The 25,474-nt window shown below is 54.7% G+C and carries 23 protein-coding genes; 9 read left to right on the top strand and 14 right to left on the bottom strand.

From position 1 onward, the window contains the following. Positions 1-57: 57 nt before the first annotated feature. The 5 genes from ppk1 (at position 58) to mgtE (ending at position 6,159) form a co-directional block, all read left to right on the top strand. Positions 58-2,118: a polyphosphate kinase 1 gene (ppk1, locus tag WFO64_RS05500; RefSeq protein ID WP_337009698.1), complete on the top strand. Its 2,061-nt coding sequence runs from the start codon at positions 58-60 to the stop codon at positions 2,116-2,118. 5 nt (positions 2,119-2,123) lie between these two features. Then, the gene (gene ppx, locus WFO64_RS05495) at positions 2,124-3,650 is read left to right on the top strand and encodes an exopolyphosphatase (protein WP_337009696.1); all 1,527 of its coding nucleotides are present in this window, start codon (positions 2,124-2,126) and stop codon (positions 3,648-3,650) included. Positions 3,651-3,692: 42 nt separating this feature from the next. Continuing rightward, entirely contained in the window at positions 3,693-4,307 is a 615-nt protein-coding gene (gene tehB, locus WFO64_RS05490; RefSeq protein ID WP_337009694.1) for a tellurite resistance methyltransferase TehB, read from the top strand. 100 nt (positions 4,308-4,407) lie between these two features. Then, positions 4,408-4,593 (top strand): YfgG family protein, encoded by a 186-nt coding sequence (locus WFO64_RS05485; RefSeq protein WP_337009692.1) that lies wholly within the window; start codon positions 4,408-4,410, stop codon positions 4,591-4,593. Positions 4,594-4,725: 132 nt separating this feature from the next. Next, complete coding sequence (gene mgtE, locus WFO64_RS05480; protein WP_337009690.1) at positions 4,726-6,159, top strand: magnesium transporter; 1,434 nt, start codon at positions 4,726-4,728, stop codon at positions 6,157-6,159. Positions 6,160-6,162: 3 nt separating this feature from the next. Here the strand turns inward: mgtE and WFO64_RS05475 are convergent, their stop codons facing one another. After that, a complete protein-coding gene (locus WFO64_RS05475) occupies positions 6,163-6,660 on the bottom strand; it encodes a helix-turn-helix transcriptional regulator (RefSeq protein WP_337009688.1) in 498 nt (165 codons plus the stop codon). 20 nt (positions 6,661-6,680) lie between these two features. Further along, entirely contained in the window at positions 6,681-6,926 is a 246-nt protein-coding gene (locus WFO64_RS05470) for a hypothetical protein (RefSeq protein ID WP_337009686.1), read from the bottom strand. 192 nt (positions 6,927-7,118) lie between these two features. Between WFO64_RS05470 and WFO64_RS05465 the strand changes: the two genes are divergently transcribed. Further along, positions 7,119-7,298, top strand: a complete 180-nt coding sequence (locus tag WFO64_RS05465) for a DUF2158 domain-containing protein (protein ID WP_337009684.1) — start codon at positions 7,119-7,121, stop codon at positions 7,296-7,298. 32 nt (positions 7,299-7,330) lie between these two features. Here WFO64_RS05465 and WFO64_RS05460 read toward each other — a convergent pair whose 3' ends face one another. From WFO64_RS05460 to guaB, 3 genes are all read right to left on the bottom strand, one after another. Next, positions 7,331-8,104 (bottom strand): DUF3750 domain-containing protein, encoded by a 774-nt coding sequence (locus WFO64_RS05460; RefSeq protein ID WP_337009682.1) that lies wholly within the window; start codon positions 8,102-8,104, stop codon positions 7,331-7,333. A 305-nt stretch (positions 8,105-8,409) separates the two neighbouring features. After that, positions 8,410-9,990: a glutamine-hydrolyzing GMP synthase gene (guaA, locus tag WFO64_RS05455; protein ID WP_337009680.1), complete on the bottom strand. Its 1,581-nt coding sequence runs from the start codon at positions 9,988-9,990 to the stop codon at positions 8,410-8,412. A gap of 68 nt (positions 9,991-10,058) precedes the next feature. Next, positions 10,059-11,525, bottom strand: coding sequence for an IMP dehydrogenase (gene guaB / locus WFO64_RS05450; RefSeq protein WP_337009678.1), 1,467 nt, complete (start codon positions 11,523-11,525; stop codon positions 10,059-10,061). 168 nt (positions 11,526-11,693) lie between these two features. Here guaB and xseA point away from each other — a divergent pair, with 168 nt between their 5' ends. From xseA to WFO64_RS05435, 3 genes are all read left to right on the top strand, one after another. Then, complete coding sequence (gene xseA, locus WFO64_RS05445; protein ID WP_337009676.1) at positions 11,694-13,067, top strand: exodeoxyribonuclease VII large subunit; 1,374 nt, start codon at positions 11,694-11,696, stop codon at positions 13,065-13,067. A 111-nt stretch (positions 13,068-13,178) separates the two neighbouring features. Then, a complete protein-coding gene (locus tag WFO64_RS05440) occupies positions 13,179-14,192 on the top strand; it encodes a M4 family metallopeptidase (RefSeq protein WP_337009674.1) in 1,014 nt (337 codons plus the stop codon). Further along, positions 14,189-14,521 (top strand): protealysin inhibitor emfourin, encoded by a 333-nt coding sequence (locus tag WFO64_RS05435; protein WP_337009672.1) that lies wholly within the window; start codon positions 14,189-14,191, stop codon positions 14,519-14,521. Before WFO64_RS05440 ends, WFO64_RS05435 begins: the two co-directional genes overlap by 4 nt. A gap of 44 nt (positions 14,522-14,565) precedes the next feature. On the opposite strand, the gene WFO64_RS05430 is transcribed toward WFO64_RS05435, so the two are convergent. From WFO64_RS05430 to pilW, 9 genes are all read right to left on the bottom strand, one after another. After that, positions 14,566-17,007, bottom strand: a complete 2,442-nt coding sequence (locus WFO64_RS05430; protein ID WP_337009670.1) for a glucose/quinate/shikimate family membrane-bound PQQ-dependent dehydrogenase — start codon at positions 17,005-17,007, stop codon at positions 14,566-14,568. Between the two features lie 311 nt (positions 17,008-17,318). After that, the gene (locus WFO64_RS05425) at positions 17,319-17,540 is read right to left on the bottom strand and encodes a zinc ribbon domain-containing protein (RefSeq protein WP_337010501.1); all 222 of its coding nucleotides are present in this window, start codon (positions 17,538-17,540) and stop codon (positions 17,319-17,321) included. 62 nt (positions 17,541-17,602) lie between these two features. Next, positions 17,603-19,093, bottom strand: coding sequence for a ribosome biogenesis GTPase Der (der, locus tag WFO64_RS05420; protein ID WP_337009668.1), 1,491 nt, complete (start codon positions 19,091-19,093; stop codon positions 17,603-17,605). A gap of 174 nt (positions 19,094-19,267) precedes the next feature. Beyond that, positions 19,268-20,449, bottom strand: a complete 1,182-nt coding sequence (gene bamB / locus WFO64_RS05415; protein WP_337009666.1) for an outer membrane protein assembly factor BamB — start codon at positions 20,447-20,449, stop codon at positions 19,268-19,270. Between the two features lie 19 nt (positions 20,450-20,468). Beyond that, the gene (locus WFO64_RS05410) at positions 20,469-21,086 is read right to left on the bottom strand and encodes a YfgM family protein (RefSeq protein ID WP_337009664.1); all 618 of its coding nucleotides are present in this window, start codon (positions 21,084-21,086) and stop codon (positions 20,469-20,471) included. 39 nt (positions 21,087-21,125) lie between these two features. Continuing rightward, entirely contained in the window at positions 21,126-22,400 is a 1,275-nt protein-coding gene (gene hisS, locus WFO64_RS05405) for a histidine--tRNA ligase (protein WP_337009662.1), read from the bottom strand. A gap of 104 nt (positions 22,401-22,504) precedes the next feature. Beyond that, positions 22,505-23,626, bottom strand: coding sequence for a flavodoxin-dependent (E)-4-hydroxy-3-methylbut-2-enyl-diphosphate synthase (gene ispG, locus WFO64_RS05400; RefSeq protein ID WP_337009660.1), 1,122 nt, complete (start codon positions 23,624-23,626; stop codon positions 22,505-22,507). A gap of 37 nt (positions 23,627-23,663) precedes the next feature. Then, positions 23,664-24,680, bottom strand: coding sequence for a cytoskeleton protein RodZ (rodZ, locus tag WFO64_RS05395; RefSeq protein WP_337009658.1), 1,017 nt, complete (start codon positions 24,678-24,680; stop codon positions 23,664-23,666). Then, a complete protein-coding gene (gene pilW / locus WFO64_RS05390; protein WP_337009656.1) occupies positions 24,670-25,404 on the bottom strand; it encodes a type IV pilus biogenesis/stability protein PilW in 735 nt (244 codons plus the stop codon). The genes rodZ and pilW overlap by 11 nt, the downstream gene beginning before the upstream one ends. Positions 25,405-25,474: the final 70 nt, after the last annotated feature.

Raw genomic sequence — 25,474 nt, 5'->3', positions numbered from 1 at the left:
GCCATAATGTTCGTGGATACTGGATCTTCAGTCCTGCAACCGCTAAATGGAGTGAGAATGGGTCAGGTAAAGCTTTATATAGAAAAAGAATTAAGCTGGTTATCCTTTAATGAACGGGTTTTGCAGGAAGCGGCAGATAAAAGCAATCCACTGATTGAGCGGATGCGCTTTCTGGGTATCTACTCCAACAATCTCGACGAATTCTATAAAGTCCGCTTCGCCGACCTCAAACGCCGCATTCTGATTGGTGAAGAGCAGGGTTCCGCCAGTACGCCACGCCATCTGTTTAAGAAAATTCAACAACGGGTGATGAAGTCCGATCAGGAGTTTGATGCACTCTATAACGATCTGCTGCTGGAAATGGCACGTAACCAGATCTTTCTGATCAACGAACGCCAGCTCTCATCCAATCAGCAGGCGTGGCTGCGCCACTACTTTAAACATGAGCTGCGTCAGCATATCTCTCCGATTCTCATCACCCATGAAACTGACCTGACCGAATTTCTTAAAGATGACTACACCTACCTGGCGGTAGAAATTATCCGCGGTGACGATATTCGTTATGCGCTGCTGGAGATCCCCTCCGACAAAGTGCCGCGTTTCATTAATTTACCGGCAGAGCCTCCGCGTCGCCGTAAACCAATGATCCTGCTGGATAACATTTTACGTTATTGCCTGGATGATATTTTCAAAGGCTTCTACGATTACGATGCGCTCAACGCCTATTCAATGAAAATGACGCGTGACGCCGAGTACGATCTGGTAACGGAGATGGAATCGAGCCTGCTGGAGCTGATGTCCTCCAGCCTGAAGCAGCGACTGACGGCTGAACCGGTGCGTTTCGTCTATCAGCGCGATATGCCCGATTCGATGGTGGAGCTGCTGTGCCATAAGCTTTCAATTTCTAACCTGGACTCCATATTGCCGGGCGGCCGCTATCACAACTTTAAAGACTTTATCGGCTTCCCGAGTGTCGGCAAAAATAACCTGGTCAACCGCCCGCTGTCTCAGATTCGCCATATCGGTTTTGATGGCTTTCGTAACGGCTTTGATGCGATTCGCGATCGCGACGTGCTGCTCTATTATCCGTACCACACCTTTGAGCATGTATTGGAACTGCTGCGTCAGGCGTCTTTTGACCCCAGCGTGCTGGCGATAAAAATCAATATCTACCGCGTCGCCAAACATTCCCGCATCATGGATGCGATGATCCATGCCGCCTATAACGGTAAAAAGGTCACGGTGGTGGTGGAGCTGCAGGCGCGCTTTGATGAAGAAGCCAACATCTACTGGGCGAAACGCCTGACCGAAGCGGGTGTCCATGTGATTTTCTCCGCACCGGGACTGAAGATCCACGCCAAACTGTTCCTGATCTCACGCCGCGAAGGCGAAGAGATTGTGCGCTACGCACATATCGGCACCGGCAACTTTAACGAGAAAACTGCGCGACTCTATACGGATTACTCGTTACTGACCGCGGATGCGCGCATCACTAATGAAGTGCGTCGGGTGTTCAACTTCATTGAGAATCCCTATCGGCCCGTGACGTTTGATCATCTGATGGTGTCGCCACAGAATTCGCGCCGGATGTTGTATGAACTGATCGACACTGAAATTGCCAATGCCCAGCAAAATAAGCCCTGCGGCATTACTCTGAAAATAAACAATCTGGTGGACAAAGGTCTGGTTGATCGGCTTTATACAGCCTCCAGCGTAGGGGTGAAGGTCAATCTTCTGGTGCGTGGAATGTGCTCATTAATCCCCGATTTGCCCGGGATCAGTGAAAATATTCGCGTCATCAGTATTGTTGACCGTTATCTGGAACACGACCGCGTCTATATTTTTGAGAATGGCGGCGATAAGAAGGTGTTCCTCTCCTCCGCTGACTGGATGACACGTAACATTGATTACCGCATCGAAGTGGCCGTGGCGATTCTCGATCCCCACATCCGGCAGCGCATCGTCGACATTATTGCTATTCAGTTGAGCGATACGGTGAAAGCGCGCATCGTCGATAAAGAGCTGAGTAACCATTACGTCCAGCGTGGCAATCGTCGTAAAGTGCGCTCACAGCTGGCCATCTATGATTACATCAAGAAACTGGAACAACCTGAATAAATCCTATGCCAATTTCTCATAAAAGTACGCCTAAACCCCAGGAGTTTGCGGCGATTGACCTGGGCTCGAACAGTTTCCATATGGTGATTGCGCGGGTTGTCGATGGTGCAATGCAGGTGTTAGGCCGCCTTAAGCAGCGCGTCCATCTGGCTGACGGACTGGATTCCCAGCACAACCTCAGCGAAGAAGCGATGGAACGTGGGTTAGCTTGCCTGGCCCTGTTCGCCGAGCGCTTGCAGGGATTCAGTCCCAGCAACGTGACGATTGTCGGTACCCATACGCTGCGCGAGGCGGTCAATGCCGAAACCTTCCTGCAACGTGCTGCTGAGGTGATCCCCTATCCGATAGAGGTGATTTCGGGGCATGAAGAGGCTCGCCTGATTTTTATGGGGGTTGAACACACCCAGCCGGAGAAAGGCCGCAAGCTGGTGATTGATATCGGCGGCGGCTCAACCGAACTGGTGATTGGCGAGGATTTTGAACCGCAACTGGTTGAAAGTCGCCGTATGGGGTGCGTCAGTTTTGCCCAGCTCTATTTCCCAAAAGGTGAAATCAGCCGTGAAAATTTCCGTCGCGCCCGTTTAGCGGCCGCGCAGAAGCTGGAAACACTGGCGTGGCAATATCGTCTGCATGGCTGGCAATATGCGCTGGGTGCTTCCGGAACGATCAAAGCAGCCTGCGAAGTGCTGCAGGCGATGGATGAGAAAGAGAAGCTGATTACGCCAGATCGCCTCGACAAGCTCTATGACGAGGTGATGAAACACAAATCCTTTGCGGCACTGAGCCTGCCGGGCCTGTCAGAAGAGCGTAAAGGCGTTTTTGTACCCGGGCTGGCAATTCTGTGTGGCGTATTTGATGCGCTGGCGATTCGCGAACTGCGCCTCTCTGATGGTGCGCTGCGTGAAGGTGTGCTCTATGAGATGGAGGGCCGTTTCCGCCATCAGGATATTCGCAGCCGTACGGCACAAAGCCTGGCTAATCATTACGCCATCGACAGCGATCAGGCGCGACGTGTACTTGAAACCACCGAGCAGCTTTATCTGCAATGGAGCGAACAGAATCCGAAACTGGCGAATCCGCAGCTGGCCGCACTGTTGAAATGGGCGGCGATGCTGCACGAAGTGGGCCTGACCATCAATCACAGTGCGCTGCAACGCCATTCAGCCTATATCCTGCAAAACACCAACCTGCCGGGATTCAATCAGGATCAGCAGATGCTGCTGGCAGCCCTGGTCAGATTCCATCGTAAAGCGGTGAAGCTCGATGAGTTGCCTCGCGTCACGCTGTTCAAGAAAAAGCAGTTTGTGCCGCTGATTTTCCTGCTTCGTCTGGGTACCCTGCTGAATAATCAGCGCCAGGCCACCACGCGTCCGGATGCGTTAACTCTGAAATGCGATGATGGCCACTGGACGCTGATTTTCCCGGCGGGCTACTTCACTCAGAACAACCTGGTTCAGCTTGATCTTGAACGTGAGCAGGTTTACTGGAACGACGTCACAGGATGGAAATTGATCCTCGAAGAAGAAATCTGACAACCTGGGCGCCCCTGCGCCCTTTTAACTGAATTGACGAATATGACACAACCAACTGCACCGCTTTCAGGCGAACACTATTTTGCTGAATCCTATGGTTTGACGCCGCCCCACTCCGAAGTGGTTGCGGCTCTGCCCCAGCTCACCGTCGGCAAGGCGCTTGACCTTGGCTGTGGCGTGGGACGCAATACGCTGTTTCTGAACCAGCAGGGTTTTGACGTCACGGCATGGGATCACAATCCGCAAAGTCTGGCGCGCCTGCAGGCGATTATTGCGCAGGAAAATCTCAGCGGTATTCACACCGAGCAGCGCGACCTGAATAATACGCGCTTTAATGGCGGCTTCGATTTTGTGCTGTCGACGGTGGTGATGATGTTCCTGCGGCCTCAGACCATTCCGCAGCTGATTGCCGACATGCAGGCTTGCACGGTCAGGGAGGGTTTTAACCTGATTGTGGCAGCGATGAACACGGAGGATATGCCCTGCCCGGCTGACTTTTCGTTTGCTTTTAAGTCAGGCGAGTTGAGCCACTACTACCGCAACTGGCACATCGTGAAGTACAACGAGCACCCCGGTCAGCTGCATCGTACAGATGAAAATGGCAACCGCATCACCTGCCGCTTTGCTACGCTGCTGGCGCAAAAAGCGAGTTACTGATCTTCATCTGCTGTTTTTTTCAGCAACGATTGATTTCATCAGGCGACTGTGACTAAATATTGCAGTCGCCCTTAACGGGTCATTACAGGAACCACCCCGCGTGAACAGCGCTATTTCTCCCCGAAGACGTCAAAAAACCGGCACCATGACCCGCATTGTGCTGCTGATTAGTTTTATCATTCTTTTTAGTCGCTTGATTTTTATCCTGCCTGCTGCCTTCGAGCATCATCAGCAAAAGAAAGCTATTCCTGAACCGGTTGCGGCCACATCAGGTGATACGCGCTAACGAATACTGACTTTTCGCCTGAAACGCACCTGAAACGTAACTGTTATCCAGATAACTGGACTCTTTTTTGCATCGCTTTTTCAGGCGAAACGCTACACTTCGTGCTGGTGCTTTCAGACTAAGGGATTCAATGTGTCTGTTTCTCATTCTCAACGTTTAAGTGAAATACGTCATCGCATTCTGACGCTGCTGCTCAACGAGCACGATCTGGTTGATTCCCTGCTGGAGAAAGCTGGCGATCTCAATCCTGAACAGCAACGTGAAAATGCGACCCAGCGTGACGCGCTGGAACAGGACATTTTGCAGCTTCATGCCGCTGACCTCGCCGATATTCTTGAAGCCCTGCCCGAAGAGGAACGTCAGGCGCTGTGGCGACTGGTGCCAAACGAGCGGCGTGGCCATGTGCTGGTTGAAGCGTCCGAAACGGTCTGGGCAAGTCTCACCGAAGAGATGAGCGACCGCGATATCCTGCGCGCTATTCAGCCGCTGGACATCGACGATCAGGTCTGGCTGGCACGTTATCTGCCACGTGACCTGACCGGACGCCTGCTGGCGACCGTGGAGCCGGCTCTGCGCGCCCGTATGCTCGATATGGTGCAGCTCGACCGTGACCGCGTAGGCCGGGTGATGGATTTCAATATCCTGACGGTGCGCGAAGATGTCACGCTGGCGACGGTGCAGCGTTTTCTGCGCAAGCGCAAAAGCATGCCGGGCGGTACCGATAAACTCTTTATCACCAACAAAGATAATCAGCTACTGGGCGAGTTGCTGCTGACAGATATCCTGCTTAACAAACCCAAAACGCTGGTGAGCGACGTCATGAATGCACGTCCTACCACCTTCCAGCTCAACGATAAGGCCGAAGACGCCGCCAGCGCCTTTGAGCGCTACAACCTGATTTCTGCCGCCGTCACCGACGCTAAGGGCAAACTGATTGGCCGCGTGACCATTGAAGACATCATCGACCTGGTGAATGCCGAAAACGAAAGCAACATTCGTAAAATGGGCGGTATCAGTCAGGAAGAGGATGTTTTCGCGCCGGTGCGTAAATCGGTGCGAAAACGCTGGGCCTGGCTAGCCATTAATCTTTGCACCGCCTTTGTCGCCTCCCGGGTCATCGGGCTGTTTGAAGGGACGATTTCGCAAATCGTTGCCCTGGCCACCCTGATGCCAATTGTTGCGGGTATCGGCGGCAACACCGGTAACCAGACCATCACCATGATTGTGCGGGCGCTGGCCTTACATCAGGTTGAACCGGGTAACTTCTCGTTTCTGATTGTCCGGGAACTGGGCGTGGCGCTGATTAACGGCCTCTTTTGGGGCGGCATCATGGGCGGCATCACCTGGCTGATGTATGACAATATGGCGCTGGGCGGCGTGATGATGCTCGCAATGGCGCTCAATCTGCTGCTGGCCGCATTGATGGGCGTACTGGTGCCGCTGGTAATGACTAAAATGAAGCGCGATCCCGCCGTCGGCTCCAGCGTATTGATCACCGCCCTTACCGATACCGGCGGTTTCTTTATCTTCCTGGGGCTGGCGACGATCTTTCTGCTGCCGCACTGATCGTCAGGCTTGCAGGCCGTAACGTTGCAGCGACCCGTTAAAATTACGCTGGCGCGTCACCTGTGCCAGCTCACGGGTCGCCGCAGGCAGCGTATAGTTGCTGCGCTGGCTTAGCCACTCGAGCACATCCGACAGGTGCCAGATGGCCGTTTTACCGTCATGCACCGGCGGTGGAAATGGCGGACGGTGGCTGAGCATCAGCTTGCGCATATTCTGCCGCGTCATACCCATGATCTCCGCCACATCCGTCAATCCCACAAAATCGGGTGCGGCTTCCACCAGCGTAGCTCCCGGTATTGCACGCAGTACATCCTGTTCCGCCTGCATCAATACATCTGTAGCGGTGTCAGACTCGCGGGTGAACTCCAGCGCAATGCGCCCCGGCATGCCCAGGCCAATCAACGCATCGTCGCAACCTGCTGCCGCCAGCGTTTCCAGCATTTCATCCTCCGGAGCATGACCTTCCGGCAAGCTGAACCGTAATGTAAAACAATATTCCATATGCCTCTCCTTGTGCTGTATCAGGACTTCATATCGTAACAGTTATCAACCACGCGCCGCCGCGCACGGGCATGCTGATAGGTGTTTTTCGGTGTGCGCCAGATACAAGTGAGACAAAATTCCCCACATCGGCACATCATCAGATTTTTCGGGCAGTACATTTTTCCCCAGGCGTGATGGCCTCCTGTAACAACCAGCCAGCCATGGGATTCGGCGTAGCGTAACGCCGTCTCGATCTCTTTATTGGGATACCGCTTCCTTGCCATATCTGTCCCTATCCTGACGGCGAATTTATGCGTTGTCAACTGACAACCTGAGGGTTATTTCTTAATGCGGATCAGCATGCGGAGACTTTTTCTCGCAGTAAAACAGTCAGGGTATAAACTGGAAAGCGTTACGTAAAAACGATCAGCGCCAGCGATAATCTGGCAGCAGCAACGATAAACAACGGAGGAAATATGTTTAAAGCAGAGGATTTTGTTCAGTCGAAAACCGGTGGTCCTAAGATGCAGGTATTGCGCGTTGAAGGCGACACCTTGTGGTGCGCACGCGTTGATGATGCAGCAAAGAAAGAGATTGAAGTGAAGGCGGAGAACGTCAATCTCTATCACGAAGAGGGTGACTTTGGCGTGTGTTAAGGCGAAATGGCCCCGCTAGCGGGGCCAGACTGTCAGAGCTTGTCCTGCTGAAGGTTGTCATTGCCCAGCCCGCCAATAAACGGCAGACGCAGTCGGAACGGCGTAAAATCGAGTCCCATGTTCAGACCCAGCAGGTTCACTTCAAACCCCTCTTCCGCACCCAATGTCACACCTGCCACGCCCAGAATCGATACCTGCAGACCGCGCCCGGATGGTGGCAGCCCGACCGGACGCCACAGTGGCCGGTAATCTTTACCCAGCGCATTGGCTGGCAGATCCAGCCTTAAGGCCGGGACTTCGCGGCCAATATGCGCCATAAAAGTGTTGCTGTTCGGTCCGGGCCAGGCACGATACGTTGTCGGCCAGGGATAGGATTTAATGGCGGCTTCAATCTGCGGGATCATCGCTTCCGCTTCTGGACCGCGATGTTCCACCAGCAGTCTGGGTTTAGCACCATACCAGTAGCCATCAGGCAGGTTCGTGTTGCGCCGGACTTTATCGCCACTGCCCCAGCTAATCACTTCATAGCGAGTGAATCGCGTTTCACCGGCGCGCTTGAAGATGATCCACGGATGCACCGCTACTGCTCCTTTCCAGCCATAGGTCGGCGCGGCATAGACCTGCACGATAGCCAGGTCAGATAAAGCGCGCGGATCGGGCGCTATTCCGGCCGAATCGCGCCGGGCGGTCATCCAGCCACCCCGCTCAGCGGTTTCGCTGTGACGCGTCGCCTGGGCGATGCTGGCCCCGAGCGACAGCAACAGTACGGCAACAAAAAACAGGCTGAACACTTTGAGTGAGAGCATGACAACATTCCTGGTGACATAAGAATCACGAAACGCCTTATCAACAGGCGGTTTCAGTACGCGGCGGCTTTGGGATACGGATGATAGGTGAAAGCAACGGATAAAAGCGGGACACGACTGACATTAAGTGCGGGCTTCTACTCCATGGAGAATAGCGTAATTCTCAGTAAAATGAACAGAAAACCGTCAGTAGTGGTTGTGGATGCGCTGAAAGGTTAAACCACGGGGTCAGATGAGGCTTAAACATTAAAAAGCCCGCCAGGAAAGCGGGCTTTAGCGTCAGGGATTAATTGACTGTGGCTGGGTTATTCCCACTCAATCGTTGCCGGTGGCTTACCGCTGATGTCATAAACGACGCGGGAGATACCGTCGACCTCATTGATGATGCGGTTAGAGACGCGGCCAAGGAACTCATACGGCAGATGCGCCCAGTGTGCGGTCATAAAGTCGATGGTTTCAACCGCACGCAGCGAGACAACCCAGTCATATTTACGGCCATCCCCCATCACACCGACCGAACGAACCGGCAGGAAGACAGTGAATGCCTGGCTGACTTTGTTGTAGAGATCCGCTTTATGCAGCTCTTCGATGAAGATAGCATCGGCACGGCGCAACAGGTCGCAATACTCTTTCTTCACTTCACCCAGCACGCGTACCCCCAGACCTGGACCCGGGAACGGATGGCGGTAGAGCATATCGTAAGGCAGGCCCAGCTCCAGACCAATCTTACGCACTTCATCTTTGAACAGCTCACGCAGCGGCTCAACGAGACCCATCTTCATCTCTTTCGGCAGGCCGCCGACGTTGTGATGCGATTTGATGACGTGCGCCTTACCGGTTGCGGAGGCTGCAGACTCAATCACATCCGGATAGATGGTGCCCTGCGCCAGCCACTTAACGTCCTGCAGTTTCAGCGCTTCTTCATCAAACACTTCCACAAAGACGCGACCGATAATTTTACGTTTCGCTTCCGGCTCATTCTCACCGGCCAGGGCTTCAAGGAAACGCGCTTCGCCTTCAACATGAATAATGTTGAGGCCGAAGTGGTCGCCAAACATATCCATCACCTGTTGGGCTTCGTTCAGGCGCAGCAGGCCGTTATCCACAAACACACAGGTCAGGCGATCGCCAATAGCGCGGTGCAGCAGCATCGCTGTTACGGAGGAGTCAACACCGCCTGACAGGCCGAGGATCACTTTGTCATTACCGACCTGCGCACGCAGACGTTCAACCGCATCTTCAATGATTTTGGCTGGTGTCCACAGGGCTTCACATTCACAAATGTCGATAACAAAGCGCTCAAGCATCCGCAGGCCCTGGCGGGTATGAGTCACTTCCGGGTGGAACTGCACACCGTAGAAACGCTTTTCTTCGTTGGCCATGATGGCGAACGGACAGGTCTCTGTGCTGGCAACAGTGACGAAGTCAGCCGGGATCGCTGTGACTTTGTCGCCGTGACTCATCCAGACATCCAGCAACGGTTTACCGGCTGCGCTGATCGCATCTTCAATATCGCGAACCAGCGCGCTTGGAGTCGTCACTTCAACCTGCGCATAACCAAACTCGCGCTCGGTTGAGCCAGCAACGGTACCGCCCAACTGCATGGCCATGGTCTGCATACCGTAGCAGACACCCAGCACCGGAACACCCGCGCTGAAGACATATTCAGGCGCACGTGGGCTGTTCAATTCGGTGGTGCTTTCCGGGCCACCAGAAAGAATGATACCGCTTGGGTTGAACTGGCGAATCTGCTCTTCGGTAACATCCCATGCCCAGAGTTCACAGTAAACGCCCAGCTCACGCACGCGGCGTGCGACCAGCTGAGTATATTGCGAACCGAAATCGAGAATAAGAATGCGATGCTTATGGATATTTTCCGTCGTCATTGAGGGGTTTCCAGAACGGTGACTAGATCAATAAAAGCGCCCGGCTGAAGCCGGGCGGGAAATCGGAATTATGAACCCATGCGGTAGTTCGGTGACTCTTTGGTGATGGTCACATCATGCACATGGCTCTCATTGATGCCTGCGCCGCTGATGCGGACAAATTCCGCTTTGGTGCGCAGGTCGTCAATGGTCGGGCAACCGGTCAGGCCCATACACGAGCGCAGTCCGCCCATCTGCTGATGCACGATCTCTTTCAGACGGCCTTTGTAGGCCACACGACCTTCGATCCCTTCCGGTACCAGTTTGTCCGCGGCATTATCGGTCTGGAAATAACGGTCAGATGAGCCTTTGGACATCGCGCCCAGTGAACCCATACCGCGATAGGATTTAAATGAACGGCCCTGATAGAGTTCGATCTCGCCCGGTGACTCTTCGGTCCCCGCCAGCATCGAACCGACCATCACACAAGACGCACCAGCGGCGATTGCTTTGGCAATGTCTCCCGAGAAACGGATCCCGCCATCGGCAATGACCGGAATACCGGTGCCTTCCAGCGCGGTCACTGCGTCAGACACGGCAGTGATCTGCGGAACGCCCACGCCGGTGACGATACGGGTGGTACAGATAGAACCCGGGCCGATACCCACTTTAACGGCGCTGACACCAGCAGCAACCAGCGCCAGTGCGCCTGCACCGGTGGCGACGTTACCGCCGACAATCTCCAGATCGGGGTATTTAGCACGGGTTTCGCGGATACGTGACAACACACCTTCAGAATGACCATGAGAAGAATCGATTAGCAACACGTCAACGCCTGCTGCAACCAGCGCATCAATACGCTCTTCGTTACCCGCACCGGCACCCACAGCCGCACCGACACGCAGACGACCCTGCGCATCTTTACAGGCGTTTGGTTTACGTTCGGCTTTCTGGAAGTCTTTAACAGTGATCATGCCCAGCAGATGAAAGCTGTCATCCACCACTAACGCTTTCTCAACACGCTTTTCATGCATCTTGTGCAGCACCACATCGCGCGCTTCACCCTCTTTCACCGTCACCAGGCGATCTTTCGGGGTCATTACCGCCGAGACCGGCTGAGAAAGGTCGGTCACAAAGCGCACGTCACGACCGGTAATGATTCCCACCAGTTCGTTGTCACGGTTAACAACCGGGTAACCCGCAAAGCCGTTGCGCTCGGTCAACGCTTTAACGTCAGCCAGTGGCGTGGTTGGCAGCACGGTCTGCGGTTCAGTGACCACGCCGCTCTCATGTTTCTTCACCTTGCGCACTTCGTCCGCCTGGCGTTCAATTGACATGTTTTTATGGATGAAGCCAAGGCCGCCTTCCTGTGCCAGCGCAATCGCCAGACCCGCTTCGGTCACGGTGTCCATTGCAGCGGAGAGCATAGGAATGTTTAAACGAATATTTTTGGTCAGCTGAGTGCTGAGATCGGCCGTGTTCGGCAGGACGGTGGAGTGAGCAGGAACGAGCAGAACGTCGTCAAAAGTGAGTGCTTCTTTAGCGATTCTTAACATGGCAATACTCCACCTCGGGTGATTGAGATTAGATAAAATATTGCCGCGGCATTATACAGGCCGTAATTGATTGCCTCCAGCATTATTTACGAAAAACTCTTGATCCGCACCGACAGCCCTGTAGTATCGATGAATTAACCTGCTGATTTGGAATTTGATCTTCGTCACATGTCGCTGCCTCCTATCGCCAATATTTTTACCGTCAGCCGTCTCAATACGACAGTGCGTCAGTTGCTGGAGAAAGAGATGGGCCTGGTCTGGATCAGCGCCGAGATCTCCAACTTCACGCAACCAGCTTCCGGTCACTGGTACTTCACGCTGAAAGATGATGGCGCTCAGGTTCGCTGCGCCATGTTCCGCAACAGCAATCGACGCGTCACCTTTCGCCCGCAGCATGGTCAGCAAGTGCTGGTGCGCGCCAACATCACCCTCTATGAGCCACGCGGTGACTATCAGCTGATTGCAGAAAGCATGCATCCGGCGGGTGAGGGCTTGCTGCAGCAGCAGTTTGAACTGCTGAAAGCAAAGCTGGCAACCGAAGGCTTGTTTGAGCCGCAGCATAAGCAACCGCTGCCGGCGCCGGCGCGTCAGGTCGGGGTGATCACCTCTTCCACCGGCGCGGCGCTGCACGATGTGTTACGCGTGCTGCATCGCCGTGATCCCTCCCTGCCCGTGATCATTTACCCGACCGTAGTCCAGGGCGTCGATGCGCCAGCGGCTATCGTGCGGGCGATTGAAATCGCCAACCTGCGCAACGAGTGCGACGTATTAATCGTCGGACGCGGCGGCGGTTCGCTGGAAGATTTATGGAGCTTTAACGACGAACGCGTGGCGCGCGCCATTTTTGCCAGTCGCATTCCCATTGTCAGCGCGGTGGGTCATGAAACCGACATCACCATTGCTGACTTCGTCGCCGATTTACGCGCGCCCACCCCTTCCGCCGCGGCTGAAATTGTCAGCCGTAACCAGGTGGAGCTGCTGCGCCAGTTGCAGTCACAGCAACAGCGGCTGGAGATGGCGATGGATTACTATCTGGCGCGCCAGCAGCGGCTCTTCACCCGCCTTGAGCATCGCCTGCAACAGCAGCATCCACAGCTGCGTCTGGCCCGCCAGCAGACAGCCCTGTTTCGCCTGCAGCAGCGTCTGGGTGAAGCGATGGAAGCCCGCCTGCGTCAGGCCACACGTCAGCAGGATCGCCTGTCGCATCGGCTCAATGCCCAGCAGCCGCAACAGCGCTTGTTCGAGGCACAAAAGCAGTTGCAAAGCTGGCACTACCGCCTGCAGCAGAGCATGGCAAAACAGCTGAGCACCAGTAAACAGCACTTTGGTCGGCTGGTTGCGCAGCTGGAAGGCGTCAGCCCGCTGGCAACGCTGGCGCGGGGTTTTAGCGTTACCACCGACACCGCCGGACAGGTGGTGAAAAAAACCGGGCAGCTCCAGAGCGGCGACCTGCTGCGCACCCGTCTTGATGACGGCTGGGTTGAAAGCCAGGTGACGCAGTTGTTGCCTGAGAAAAAGCGCCGCCGCAAAACTGCCTCCTGACTCTGCCCGTCGGCTCACACTTTTCCATTTACCGCTGGCCTCAATAACCAGGTCTATCCAGACTGACGGGTCTATACTTTTTGACACATCCCTGTTGTCAAGGAGTTTAAGATGGCTTACTGCGTTATTCCCCCCTATATTCTTCGCAAAATCATTGCGCACAGTTCCGGCCACCAGCAGGAGCAGGCGCGTCGCACCCTGACACACGTTCAGCACCTGATGGCGGAACACTGGCAAAAGACGACCGGCGTTAAAACGGCGGCGGGTGGCCATGTAGATCGTGAAATTTATGATGCGCAAAGCCAGCAAAACCTGCCGGGTAAGCTGATTCGTCAGGAGGGCCAGCCCAGCAATAGCGACGTCGCAGCTGACGAAGCCTGGGACTACCTTGGCGTGACCTATGATTTTTTCTGGCAGGCTTATCAGCGTAATTCGCTGGATAATCAGGGGCTGAAATTGCTGGGTACCGTACACTACGGTGAGAAATACCAGAACGCCTTCTGGAACGGTCAGCAGATGGTCTTTGGTGATGGTGACGGCGAAATCTTTAATCGCTTCACCATTGCGATTGACGTTGTGGCGCACGAACTGACACATGGCGTCACAGAAAACGAAGCCGGGTTGATCTACTTCGAGCAGGCTGGCGCGCTGAATGAGTCACTGTCGGATGTCTTTGGCTCGCTGGTGAAACAGTTCAGTAAAAAACAGCGCGCCGATGAGGCAGACTGGATCATCGGTGAAGGCCTGCTGGCAAGCGGCATCCACGGGCGTGGACTGCGATCGATGTCTGAACCGGGCACCGCCTACGATGATCCGATGCTGGGCAAAGACCCACAACCCGCTCACATGGATCACTATGTGAAAACCCGCGAAGATAATGGCGGAGTCCATATTAACTCCGGTATTCCAAACCGGGCTTTTTATCTGGCGGCAACCGCACTGGGCGGTTATGCATGGGAACAGGCGGGATATGCCTGGTATGACACACTGTGTGACGACGAACTGCCTCAGGATGCGGATTTTAAGACCTTTGCCAGCTTCACCATTAAGCATGGTAAAACGCGGTTTAATCAGTCGGTCAGCAGTGCCATTGAACAGGCGTGGAAGGAGGTTGGCGTGCTATGAGTGAACTGCCTGAACTCACCGATGATGCCACCATCATCGTCGCGCGTGAAGGCGGCATGGCCTTTATTCCGGGGCTGCGCGCCGAACGTCGCTTTATGCTGGGCGACCTGGCGCCGCCTGAAAGACAACGCGTCTGCCATGCGCTGGAACAGGCGATGCCGCTGGGCGAACCGGAAGAGAAAGCCGCGCAGGTGGGCAGTGGCGATCAGCGCTATTTTCGCATCCAGATTCAGTATGCTACCCGCCGCGAGGTCGGCACCCTTGTGTTGTTGATTCCGGAACAGGTGGCGCCCCCTGAATTACAGGCGCTGTGGCGCGACGGTAAATAAGCAAAAAAAGGGCCGACAATGTCGGCCCTTTTCCTTAAGCGTTGTTACTTGCTGTCTGGCAGCGCGTAAGCAATCACGTAATCACCGCGATCCGGTGACTGACGTGCGCCACCGGCGGAGATCAGGATGTATTGCTTACCATCTTTCGGTGAGACGTAACTCATCGGGCCACCCTGACTGCCAACCGGCAGACGTGCTTTCCACACTTCTTTACCGGTTGAGGAATCAAAGGCGCGCAGATAGTAATCCTGCGTACCGGCGATGAACACCAGGCCACCCTGTGTTGCCAGCGTACCGCCCAGGGTTGGCATGCCAACCGGCATTTTCACGCGCATTTTAATGCCAAACGGACCGGTATCCTGCACAGTGCCGACCGGCACCTGCCAGACGATTTTTTGCGTTTTCATGTCAATCGCCGACAGCGTACCAAATGGCGGTTTCTGACAAGGGATGCCCAGCGGTGACATAAAGCGGTTTTTATTCACAGCATAGGGCGTGCCTTTCAGCGGAACGGCGCCCATACCGGTATTAATCGCTTCGCCGCCGTTGCTGCCACGCGAAATGCTGCTGGTATCAGCCGGGATCATCTGTACCCACAGGCCCAGGCGCATGTCATTGACGAACAGCAGGTGGTTGTTCGGATCGGTCGACATGCTGCCCCAGTTCATACCACCCAGCGACCCCGGGAAGCTCAGAGACTTGTCCGTGTCCGGCACGGTGAACAGGCCGTCATAGCGCATTGATTTGAAGCCAATACGGCAGGCAAGCTGATCAAAGGGCGTCGCACCCCACATGTCAGACTCCTTCAGCGTCTGATTGCCAATCTGCGGCATACCGGTCGAGTGTGGCTGCGTTTTGGTGTACTGCTCGTTCGGGATATGGCCCTGCGGCATCGGCAGTTCTTCGACTTTGGTCAGCGGCTTGCCAGTCATACGGTCAAGCACGAAGATCATCCCGGTTTTACCGCCAATCACCACCGCTGGCGTCGTGCTGCCATCTTTTTGCGGGAAGTCGATTAGGCTTGGCTGCATCGGCAGGTCAAAGTCCCACAGATCGTTATGCACGGTCTGATAGACCCATTTCTCTTTACCGGTGGTGGCATCCAGCGCCAGCACCGATGCGCCATATTTGTGATCCAATTCGGTACGGTTCGCGCCCCAAAGGTCAACCGACGAACTACCCATTGGAATGAACACGGTGTTCATCGCCGGATCGTAAGACATCGGGGCCCAGGAGTTCGGCGTACTGCGGGTGTACTCTTTACCGGGCATCAGTATCGCATTCGGGTCAACATTACCAGGGTCAAACGCCCAGCGCATCTGACCGGTGATAACGTCAAAGCCACGCAGCACGCCACCCGGCATATCCGTCTGCACGTTGTCCGCGACGCGACCACCCACGACAACGGTCGTGCCTGCCAGCGTTGGCGCTGAGGTCAGCTGATATTGCGGATCCGGCGCCTTGCCCATGCCCGCTTTGAGATCAACGATGCCGTGATCGCCGAAGTTTTCACAGAATTCACCGTTATCGGCGTTGATCGCAATCAGACGCGCGTCAATGGTGTTCATCAGAATACGACGCTGACAGCTATCACCAACTGGCAGCACAGCGGCTGTCACCGGGGTAGAACCCGGTTTATCCGGCTGTTGCAGCGGTTTAGTAGCGTCAAAGTAAGCCAGACCACGGCAGCGCGGCCAGACTTCCGCTTTGGCATTGATTTCACGTTTCCAGATCTGCTTACCGCTGTTGGCTTCAACGGCAATAACGTTGTTGTGCGGCGTACAAAGATAGAGGGTATTGCCAATCTGTAATGGCGTCTGCTGATCTTCTGCGCCGTTACCCGTCGGGCTGGCAGGCGTATCACCAGTGCGGAAGGTCCAGGCGACCTGCAGATCTTTGACGTTATCGCGGGTGATTTGATCCAGCGCCACAAAGCGACTGCCCTGCGGGGTATTACCGTAGTTATCCCAGTCTTTCTGCTGTTTCGCTTTATCTACCGGGATCAGCGGAAGCTCTTCGCCCGTGCCTGCAACGGTAGGATGTGGCTGGAACATCTGCACCAGCGTAACAACCATGCCTGCCGCCAGCAGCGCAGAGAGCAGATAAGATGGTTTCGCCAGTGAGTGCTTACCTTCATTCTTACGCAGTGAAGGCCAGATCAGGAAGGCAAGCAGCATCAGCCCGGCAGGCACCATCAGGCGTGATACCAACGGCCAGAACTCCAGCCCTGCTTCGAATAACGACCAGATCAGGGTGCCGACAAAGACCAGCAGGAACAGAACCACTGCTGATGATTTACGACGGAAGAACTGGATTGCGGAAAGTACAGTGACAATACCCGCAATTAAAAAGTACCCGCTGCCACCAAGGGCAACCAGTTTACCGCCGCCAATTGCAAAAAACAGACCAGTGGCAAGCAGTACCAATCCGAGCAGAACGGATGTTATTCCCAGCCCCTTTCCGGAACGGGAGGATGTTTCAGCCATAACACTTACTCTCCTGAATAAAACAGAACGCCCGGACAGGTGCCATCCGGACTCCGGCACTTTGAATAGGTCCGCATAGGGCATCGCTCGGTTTCAAATCGAATATAAACAGACCCGCGTCCGTAAGAATCTGTGGGCCGGAAAAGCACGGATGTGGCTGCCTCCTCCCACGACGCGGCAGGATTGTACCACCTGGTACATTACAGAGTGAACATATACAACCCATTTGTTACGACGTAATAGCATTTTTGCTACAAAATCGGGCAGGGAGAAAAGTGTTCACCTGACAGTTTAAGCGTAGCCGAAAGCTATCAGTGTGCTGGCGGCTGGAAAAGCACCCGTTTTCGGGAGATCAGGCCATGTCCGTTCCGACAAAAATAGTCTTCCGCGCCGCAGGCTTTGAGCACTTCAAGAGGCTGATGACACTCGGGACAACAGGGTTCCGCAGGATAATGCGTACCACAGGCAGGACAGATAAATTCACCGTCGCTGAGCGACAGCGGTTGCTGACATGTTTCGCAAATTACACTCATCATTTTCTCCCTGCCCTGAGGTAATCAGAGCAAAAAAAGAGGGCCAGATGGCCCCCATTTTCCTAACGCTTATTCTTTTTCATATGCGCCAGCAGACGCTTACGTTTACGCTGCTGAGTCGGCGTCAACAGGTTGCGTTTGCCTTCATAAGGGTTATCACCCTCTTTGAACTGAATACGAATTGGCGTTCCCATCACGTTGAGTGATTTCCGGAAATAGTTCATCAGGTAGCGTTTGTAAGAATCGGGCAGTTCCTTAACCTGATTACCGTGGATCACAACGATAGGCGGGTTATAACCACCGGCATGCGCATATTTAAGCTTAACGCGACGACTGCGCACCAGCGGTGGCTGGTGATCGTCAGCCGCCATATTCATGATGCGGGTCAGCAACGAGGTGTTTACGCGCTTCGTCGAACAGTCATAAGCTTCGGTGATCGATTCAAACAGATTACCGACGCCGCTGCCGTGCAGTGCAGAGATAAAGTGGATGCGGGCAAAATCGATAAAGCCCAGACGGTAGTCCAGCGTCTCTTTCACTTCGTCACGCACTTCCTGCGTCAGGCCATCCCATTTGTTGACCACAATCACCAGCGAACGACCACTGTTAAGAATGAAGCCAAGCAGCGAAAGATCCTGGTCGGAAATACCGGCGTGGGCATCAATCACCAGCATCACCACGTTGGCATCTTCTATCGCTTGCAACGTCTTGATCACCGAAAATTTCTCTACAGTGTCAGAGATTTTGGCACGCTTACGCACGCCTGCGGTGTCGATCAGAACGTATTCACGCCCGTCACGCTCCATCGGAATATAGATACTGTCGCGGGTGGTGCCCGGCATATCGTAGACCACTACGCGGTCCTCGCCGAGAATACGGTTAGTAAGCGTTGACTTACCTACATTAGGACGGCCTACAATCGCCAGTTTGATCGGCAAGCCAGTCGGGTCGAAGTTTTCTTCTTCCTCTGCGGCTTCCAGCTCTGCAGTTTCCCCGGCCTCCAGTGCTGCCCAGTAAGCCTGGTTCTCTTCTTCTTCAGTGAGTTCGACCGGCTCAACCTTGTCCATCCATGGCAGCAGTGCCGTTTCGATCAGGCTGGTCACACCACGACCATGCGAGGCCGCAATGGCATGGATCTCGCCCAGACCCAATGAATAGAAGTCGACAACCGCCTGATCAGGATCGAGCCCATCAGTTTTGTTGGCCACCAAAAAAGTCGCTTTCTGGCGGGAACGGAGATGCTTAGCGATTTGCTGATCGGCGGCCATCATGCCGGCACGCGCGTCGACCATAAACAGTACGACATCCGCTTCTTCAATCGCCAGCAGTGACTGCTCGGCCATCCGCGTTTCAACACCTTCTTCGGTGCCGTCGATACCACCGGTATCAATAACAATAAATTCGCGCCCTTCCACTTCGGCGCGACCATATTTGCGATCGCGAGTCAGTCCAGGAAAATCCGCTACCAGCGCATCACGTGTGCGAGTTAAACGGTTGAATAGCGTAGATTTTCCCACATTGGGACGCCCAACCAGCGCGACCACAGGTACCATAACAAAATGCCTCAATAAATAATGAATCGCCCGAATGGCGTGATTATAACGGCTATGGCCGTTAAGTTCAGGCTTAAGGCGCAAAGAATACCATGCCTGACTAAAAACGAAACGGCCCCTGATTAAATCAGGAGCCGTCGGAGCGGAGGATTTCACCTGCCAGAGGTTTACCCGTTAACGGGTAATCGCATAAACCTCACCCTCTTTCGACTGAATCAGCAGCTTGTCGCTGGCGACCACCGGCTCGGTCTGGAAGCCTGAGCTATCCAGTTTCTGCTGCGCGACAAAACGACCATCAGTGGTGTTCAGCCAATGCAGATAACCTTCGCTGTCGCCGACGACCAGATAGCCATTGTAAAGCACCGGTGACGTCAGGTTGCGATGCAGCAGATCGCTTTGACGCCAGATAGCAACGCCGCCGTCCGCGTTAAGCGCAATCACACGATCGTCCTGATCGACCAGATAGATGCGGCCGGCATCAACAATAAGATCTTTGACACCGCCAATTTCGCGTTTCCATAAAATCTGGCCGGAACGCAGATCCAGTGCGGTCAGATTACCGTTGTACGCCAGCGCGTAGACCACGCCGTTGACGATAACCGGGGTAGTATCGACATCGTTAAGACGATCAATCTCAGTGGCACCGCTGACCTGAGAAATGCGCTGCTGCCAGATCAGTTGTCCCTGGTTCAGCACCACGGCACTGACACGACCGTTATCACCACCGACAATTGCGCCGCCAAAAGCGACAGCGGGAGCAGATTCACCGCGCAGTGACAATGCAGGCATATCCAGGTTGACACTCCACTTCACGGCACCGCTGCTCTGATCCAGTCCCTGCAACATGCCGTTGCTGGTATGAATCAGCACCAGACCATCGCTGACCACCGGGCGAGACAGTGCTTCACCGGCGACTTTGGTCTGCCAGGCCAGGCTACCATCACTGCTGTTCAGGGCATAAACCTGGCCACGTTCGCTGCCAACATAAACTCGATCGCCATCAGCGGTCAGGCCGCCCGATAACAAGGCTGAGCGATTTTTAGAGAAGAATCCGGTTTTCTCAGAGAGATCGGCTTTCCACTTTTCTTTACCGTCTGCCGCATCCAGCGCTTTGACGATACCAAAGCGGTCAGCAGCGTAAACCCTATTATCCTGCCAGGCAGGATGCAGATTTGAGTAGAAATCACCGACGCCGTCACCTACCGAGGTGTTCCACACTTTCTGTGGCGTGAACTGATTTTCCACCTTCGGTAATGGGGCCATTTTTACTACATCTTCTTCGCCGCTAAACAGCGAACAACCGCTGAGCAAAGTGACTGAAATCAGTCCCGGCAGCAGGTATTTACGTAATTCCATGCGCTCTCTCTTGACTGGCTTAGCTTAAGTTATTCATCTTCATCTGCATCATTTGCTTCAATGCCGGAGAGGCGTCAGACTCAACCCCTTTACTCCAGGCATCGCGCGCCCCCTGCTTGTCGCCTTTGGTCAGCAGCGCTTCGCCACGAATATCGGCCACAATGGCTGTCCAGCCATCACCCTTCACACCGTCAAGGGTTTTAAGTGCCGCATCGGCTTGATTCTGTTGCAGTTGAATGCGTGCCAGCCGCAGGTTGATTACCGCCTGCAGATTGGCATCTTTGGTATCTTTCAGTCCGTTTTGCAGCAGCGTCGCGGCTTTATCAAACTGACCGGCGTCAACATACTGCTTCGCCAGATCCATCGCAGCCAGCGCACCATACGTGTTGCTGTTTTCACTGGCAAAACGGTTTACCGCTTCCAGCGTCTCCGGCTTACCTGCCTGCATGGCAGTGGTGAGCTGCTGATACTGCGCAGATACTGACTTCGCCGTATCATCCTGATGACTGCTCCAGTAACGCCAGCCACCCAGCGCAGCAATGCCGATTACCACGCCAATGGCTAACGCCTTGCCGTTGTTGGCAAAAAAGTTGCGCAGCGCGTCGGTCTGCTCGTTCTCATTGCTATACACTTCCACGCAATCCTTCTCCTTTCTATGGTTGGTGCTGTGTCACGCTTACTGTAACAGCGTGCGCAATACAGCAGCAGCCTCTGCCTGATCCAGCGTTTGCTGCTCGCCACGGCGCAGATCTTTAATCACGACCTGACCGGCTTTGACTTCATCTTCGCCTAACACCAGGGCAACACGCGCGCCCCACTTGTCGGCACGGGCAAATTGCTTCTTGAAGTTACCGCCGCCAAAGTTGGTCATCAGCCTCAATTCTGGCGCTTCATCACGCAATTTCTCAGCCAGTTGCATTGCAGCAGACTGCACGCCCTGACCTGAAGCGATAACATAGACATCCACATTGCTCGTCGGTTCAAATTCAGGATTAACTGCCTGAACCAGCAGCACCAGACGCTCCATGCCCATGGCAAAACCAACGGCAGGTGTTGCGCGGCCACCGAGCTGCTCCACCAGGCCATCATAGCGACCACCGCCGCATACCGTGCCCTGTGAACCCAGGCTATCGGTGACCCATTCAATTACGGTGCGATTATAGTAATCCAGACCGCGCACCAGACGCTGATTGACGGTGTAGCTGATTCCGGCATCATCCAGCAAGGCACACAGCCCACTAAAGTGTTCGCGTGATTCGTCATCCAGATAGTCGCCAAGCTGTGGCGCATCATTCAGCAACTGCTGAATATCGGGATTCTTACTGTCGAGAACGCGCATCGGATTGCTGTACATGCGGCGTTTGCAATCCTCATCCAGCACCTCTTTGTGCTGTTCGAGAAAGGCAACCAGCGCATCACGGTAATGCGCACGCGCCTCCAGCGAACCGATAGAATTGAGTTCCAGACGAACGTGATTGGCGATACCCAGGGCTTTCCACCAGCGGGCGTTCAGCATGATCAGTTCAGCATCGATGTCCGGTCCCTGCAGACCAAATACTTCTACGCCAATCTGGTAGAACTGACGATAGCGGCCTTTCTGCGGACGCTCATAGCGGAACATCGGCCCCATATACCACAGGCGCTGTTCCTGGTTGTAGAGTAAACCGTGTTCGATACCGGCACGCACGCAGCCCGCCGTTCCTTCGGGACGCAGCGTCAGGCTTTCACCGTTGCGGTCTTCGAAGGTATACATCTCTTTTTCAACCACGTCGGTGACTTCACCGATGGCGCGTTTAAACAGTGGGGTTTGCTCCACCAGCGGTAAGCGAATTTCGCTATAACCGTAGCTCGCCAGCGTCTGCTTGAGAACGCCTTCAATCCGTTGCCAGAGGGCAGTATCCGCAGGCAGGTAGTCGTTCATCCCGCGAATCGCCTGAATATTCTTCGCCACGTTAAAATCTCTTAATGCAAAAAACCTGTCCGGCATCATACCTTATGAGGATGAAACCGCACAGGTTCAGTCAAAAAAGTCACGCACGCAGGCCGCGCACGCCATTATTTTTCCAGATGCTGCACATCAATACGTCGACTGGCATCCAGCATCGACGCTTTGGCTCGAATACGCGCTTCCAGCTGGTCGATCATGTCATTGTTGTCGAGACGATCGCGCTGACGTACACCATCCTCGTAGAAACCACTTTTCTTGCTGCCGCCGGTCACGCCCAGCGTAGAGAGGGTCGCTTCGCCTGGTCCGTTGACCACACAGCCGATAATGGAGACATCCATCGGAGTGATCAGATCTTCCAGACGCTGCTCCAGGGCATTAACCGTGCCGATAACGTCAAATTCCTGACGTGAGCAGGTTGGACAGGCGATGAAGTTAATACCACGAGAGCGAATGCGCAGTGATTTCAGGATATCGAAACCGACTTTAACTTCTTCTACCGGATCGGCCGCCAGTGAGATACGCAGCGTATCGCCGATCCCTTCTGACAGCAGCAGACCGAGTCCAATCGCCGATTTCACTGCGCCTGCCCGCGCACCGCCCGCTTCGGTAATGCCGAGATGAAGTGGCTGTTCAATCTGTTTCGCCAGCAGACGATAAGATTCAACCGCGAGGAAAACGTCAGAGGCTTTTACGCTGACTTTGAATTGATCGAAGTTGAGACGGTCAAGATGATCGACATGGCGCATGGCGGATTCCAGCAACGCTTGCGGCGTCGGCTCGCCATACTTTTCCTGCAGATCTTTTTCCAGCGAACCGGCGTTCACGCCAATTCGAATCGGAATATTGTTGTCGCGCGCGCAGTCGACCACCATACGAATACGCTCATTATTCCCGATATTACCAGGATTGATGCGCAGGCAGTCAACGCCATATTCGGCGACCTTCAGGGCGATGCGGTAGTCAAAATGAATATCGGCAACCAGCGGAACATTCACCTGCTGCTTGATCAGCCTGAATGCTTCTGCGGCATCCATGGTAGGCACCGAGATACGAACGATGTCGACACCGACTCGCTCAAGGGCTTTGATCTGATTTACCGTCGCCGCCACGTCAGTGGTGCGGGTGTTGGTCATCGACTGAACAGCGATTGGCGCGCCGTCGCCGACCGGCACCTTGCCGACGTAAATGCGTTTGGATTTACGACGGATAATGGGTGCTTCGTTATGCATATTTCTTCTCCACAATTGCCCGGTACGCGATACGCTGTTATTGCGCACCCAACGTCAGGCGAGCAACCTGGTTATTACGGATAAAACGACTCAAATCAACGGGCTGATTCTGATATTGCACCTGAACCGCGGAAGGCGCGCCAATTTTCAGACGATACGGAGGCGTTCCTGCGAGGCTGAGTTTACCACCACTGCGCTGAATGCCGCTGAACAGTTTTTTGCCAGTCGCATCGCTCACTTCCAGCCAGCAGTCGGCGTTGAAGGTCATCACCACCGCGTTAGGGTCAGCCGCCGGTTCACTGACCGCCGCTGCCCCCACTGGCATCTGAGGTGATGTGCTGGTACCGGACTGGGTGGCTGCAGGTGCAGCCGCTGAGTTTTCTACGGGCGCCTGGCTCGGCGAAACCACGGCATTGCTGGTGGTATCCGGCTTGGCGGCGGTCGCGCTATTGTTGGCACTGGTGGCCGGAGCCGCACTTGCTGGCGTGCTGGCCGCGTTATTGTCGCGGGTGGGGATATTGCTCTCGTCCGGCGCAGCAGGCGCTGCGCTGTCACCGCTGGTTTCACCCAGCGGAATCGACTGACCGTTATCACCGCCGCTGCTGTTCTGATCGGTCATCGGCACCAGATCATCCTGCGACGCTTTATGATTCTGCCACCACCAGGCACCGGTCAGCCCCACCACTACAAACACCACTAGCCAGGTGAAAATCATCAACCAGCCGTCGCGTTTCTTGCGGCGCTTGCCCAGTGAGAAACTTTGCATCGGCTCGATCTTTGTAGCCCGAACAGGTGTCTGTTTCGCCATCATCGGTAGCAGTTCCTCTTCAGGAATGTGCACCAGACGCGCGTAGGAGCGAATGTATCCGCGCAGGAACGTGGAGGCCAGATCGGCAGGCGATTTATCTTCCTCAATGTCACGCACGGTAGAAAGTTTCAGGCACAGGCGTTCAGCGACGTTCTGCTGCGTCAGCCCCATCTGCTCACGGGCCAGACGCAGGCGTTCGCCTGTTGAGTGTAATGCAGAGTTTTCTTGAGTGGCTTCAGTATTCATTAGCTAAATAACGCTGGTACTGTATCGATTGCGGAAAACGTCGCGCTAACTGGTCGCCATAACGTAAAACGTCAGCGGCATTTCCCTGTAGCGCGGCGAAACGTAAGTGTAACGCCAGACTGCGTGCCGTTTCGGGCAACTGTTGCTGGTAAACGTCGAGCAAAATCTGCACCTTCGCCAGTTGGTTGTCTGTCATCTGCTTTTCAGCTTCCGATAGCAGCGAGTCCGCTTTGCGCCTGTCAGCCTCAATGGTCTGGCGTAATGTCCTGCGTGCTGCGGCAACATTGCCAGCCTGCAGGTAACAAAATCCCGCCAGTTCAAGCGCATCATTGCGTGCATCAAACTGCTGTGCTTCTCTTGCCCAACTAAACTGTTGATGCGCTTCGTCATACTGCCTTAAAGCGCAGAGAAACGCACCGTAATTGTTAGCAACAAAACCATTATCCGGGGCCTGCTGCTGTGCCCGTATAAACTGCGCCTGGGCGGCTGTCTGATTACCCTGCTTCTGCGCCAGTCGTGCCAGCGCAAGCGAGACCCGGTAATCCTCTGGCGCGGCGGCCTGTGCCCGCAGAAAGTTCCGCTCAGCCGCAGCATAGTCTCCCCCCGCCAGATAGTGCATTCCTAATTGCAGACGCACCTCTTCAGCGCCGGGTTGATGCGGCTCGCTGACACACCCGCTTACAACAAACAGCGCCAGTAAAACTGCAGGTAATCCGTTACGCATAATCGTTCCCATCCGGTTGACGTTGACAGCCTGCAGCCTGCCATGCGTCATCACTTCAGGAAACGCACTC

Origin of the sequence: Pantoea sp. AS142, from assembly GCF_037152305.1 — a bacterium.
Taxonomy (GTDB): domain Bacteria; phylum Pseudomonadota; class Gammaproteobacteria; order Enterobacterales; family Enterobacteriaceae; genus Pantoea.
The sequence above is the reverse complement of the archived record's forward strand: the minus strand, read 5'-3'. Positions and strand labels throughout refer to the sequence as shown.

Coding starts and splice junctions, on each gene's coding strand:
- ppk1 (WP_337009698.1), top strand. CDS start 58: ATGGGTCAGGTAAAGCTTTATATAGAAAAAGAATTAAGCTGGTTATCC.
- ppx (WP_337009696.1), top strand. CDS start 2,124: ATGCCAATTTCTCATAAAAGTACGCCTAAACCCCAGGAGTTTGCGGCG.
- tehB (WP_337009694.1), top strand. CDS start 3,693: ATGACACAACCAACTGCACCGCTTTCAGGCGAACACTATTTTGCTGAA.
- WFO64_RS05475 (WP_337009688.1), bottom strand. CDS start 6,660: ATGGAATATTGTTTTACATTACGGTTCAGCTTGCCGGAAGGTCATGCT.
- WFO64_RS05470 (WP_337009686.1), bottom strand. CDS start 6,926: ATGGCAAGGAAGCGGTATCCCAATAAAGAGATCGAGACGGCGTTACGC.
- WFO64_RS05465 (WP_337009684.1), top strand. CDS start 7,119: ATGTTTAAAGCAGAGGATTTTGTTCAGTCGAAAACCGGTGGTCCTAAG.
- WFO64_RS05460 (WP_337009682.1), bottom strand. CDS start 8,104: ATGCTCTCACTCAAAGTGTTCAGCCTGTTTTTTGTTGCCGTACTGTTG.
- guaA (WP_337009680.1), bottom strand. CDS start 9,990: ATGACGACGGAAAATATCCATAAGCATCGCATTCTTATTCTCGATTTC.
- guaB (WP_337009678.1), bottom strand. CDS start 11,525: ATGTTAAGAATCGCTAAAGAAGCACTCACTTTTGACGACGTTCTGCTC.
- xseA (WP_337009676.1), top strand. CDS start 11,694: ATGTCGCTGCCTCCTATCGCCAATATTTTTACCGTCAGCCGTCTCAAT.
- WFO64_RS05440 (WP_337009674.1), top strand. CDS start 13,179: ATGGCTTACTGCGTTATTCCCCCCTATATTCTTCGCAAAATCATTGCG.
- WFO64_RS05435 (WP_337009672.1), top strand. CDS start 14,189: ATGAGTGAACTGCCTGAACTCACCGATGATGCCACCATCATCGTCGCG.
- WFO64_RS05430 (WP_337009670.1), bottom strand. CDS start 17,007: ATGGCTGAAACATCCTCCCGTTCCGGAAAGGGGCTGGGAATAACATCC.
- WFO64_RS05425 (WP_337010501.1), bottom strand. CDS start 17,540: ATGAGTGTAATTTGCGAAACATGTCAGCAACCGCTGTCGCTCAGCGAC.
- der (WP_337009668.1), bottom strand. CDS start 19,093: ATGGTACCTGTGGTCGCGCTGGTTGGGCGTCCCAATGTGGGAAAATCT.
- bamB (WP_337009666.1), bottom strand. CDS start 20,449: ATGGAATTACGTAAATACCTGCTGCCGGGACTGATTTCAGTCACTTTG.
- ispG (WP_337009660.1), bottom strand. CDS start 23,626: ATGCATAACGAAGCACCCATTATCCGTCGTAAATCCAAACGCATTTAC.
- rodZ (WP_337009658.1), bottom strand. CDS start 24,680: ATGAATACTGAAGCCACTCAAGAAAACTCTGCATTACACTCAACAGGC.
- pilW (WP_337009656.1), bottom strand. CDS start 25,404: ATGCGTAACGGATTACCTGCAGTTTTACTGGCGCTGTTTGTTGTAAGC.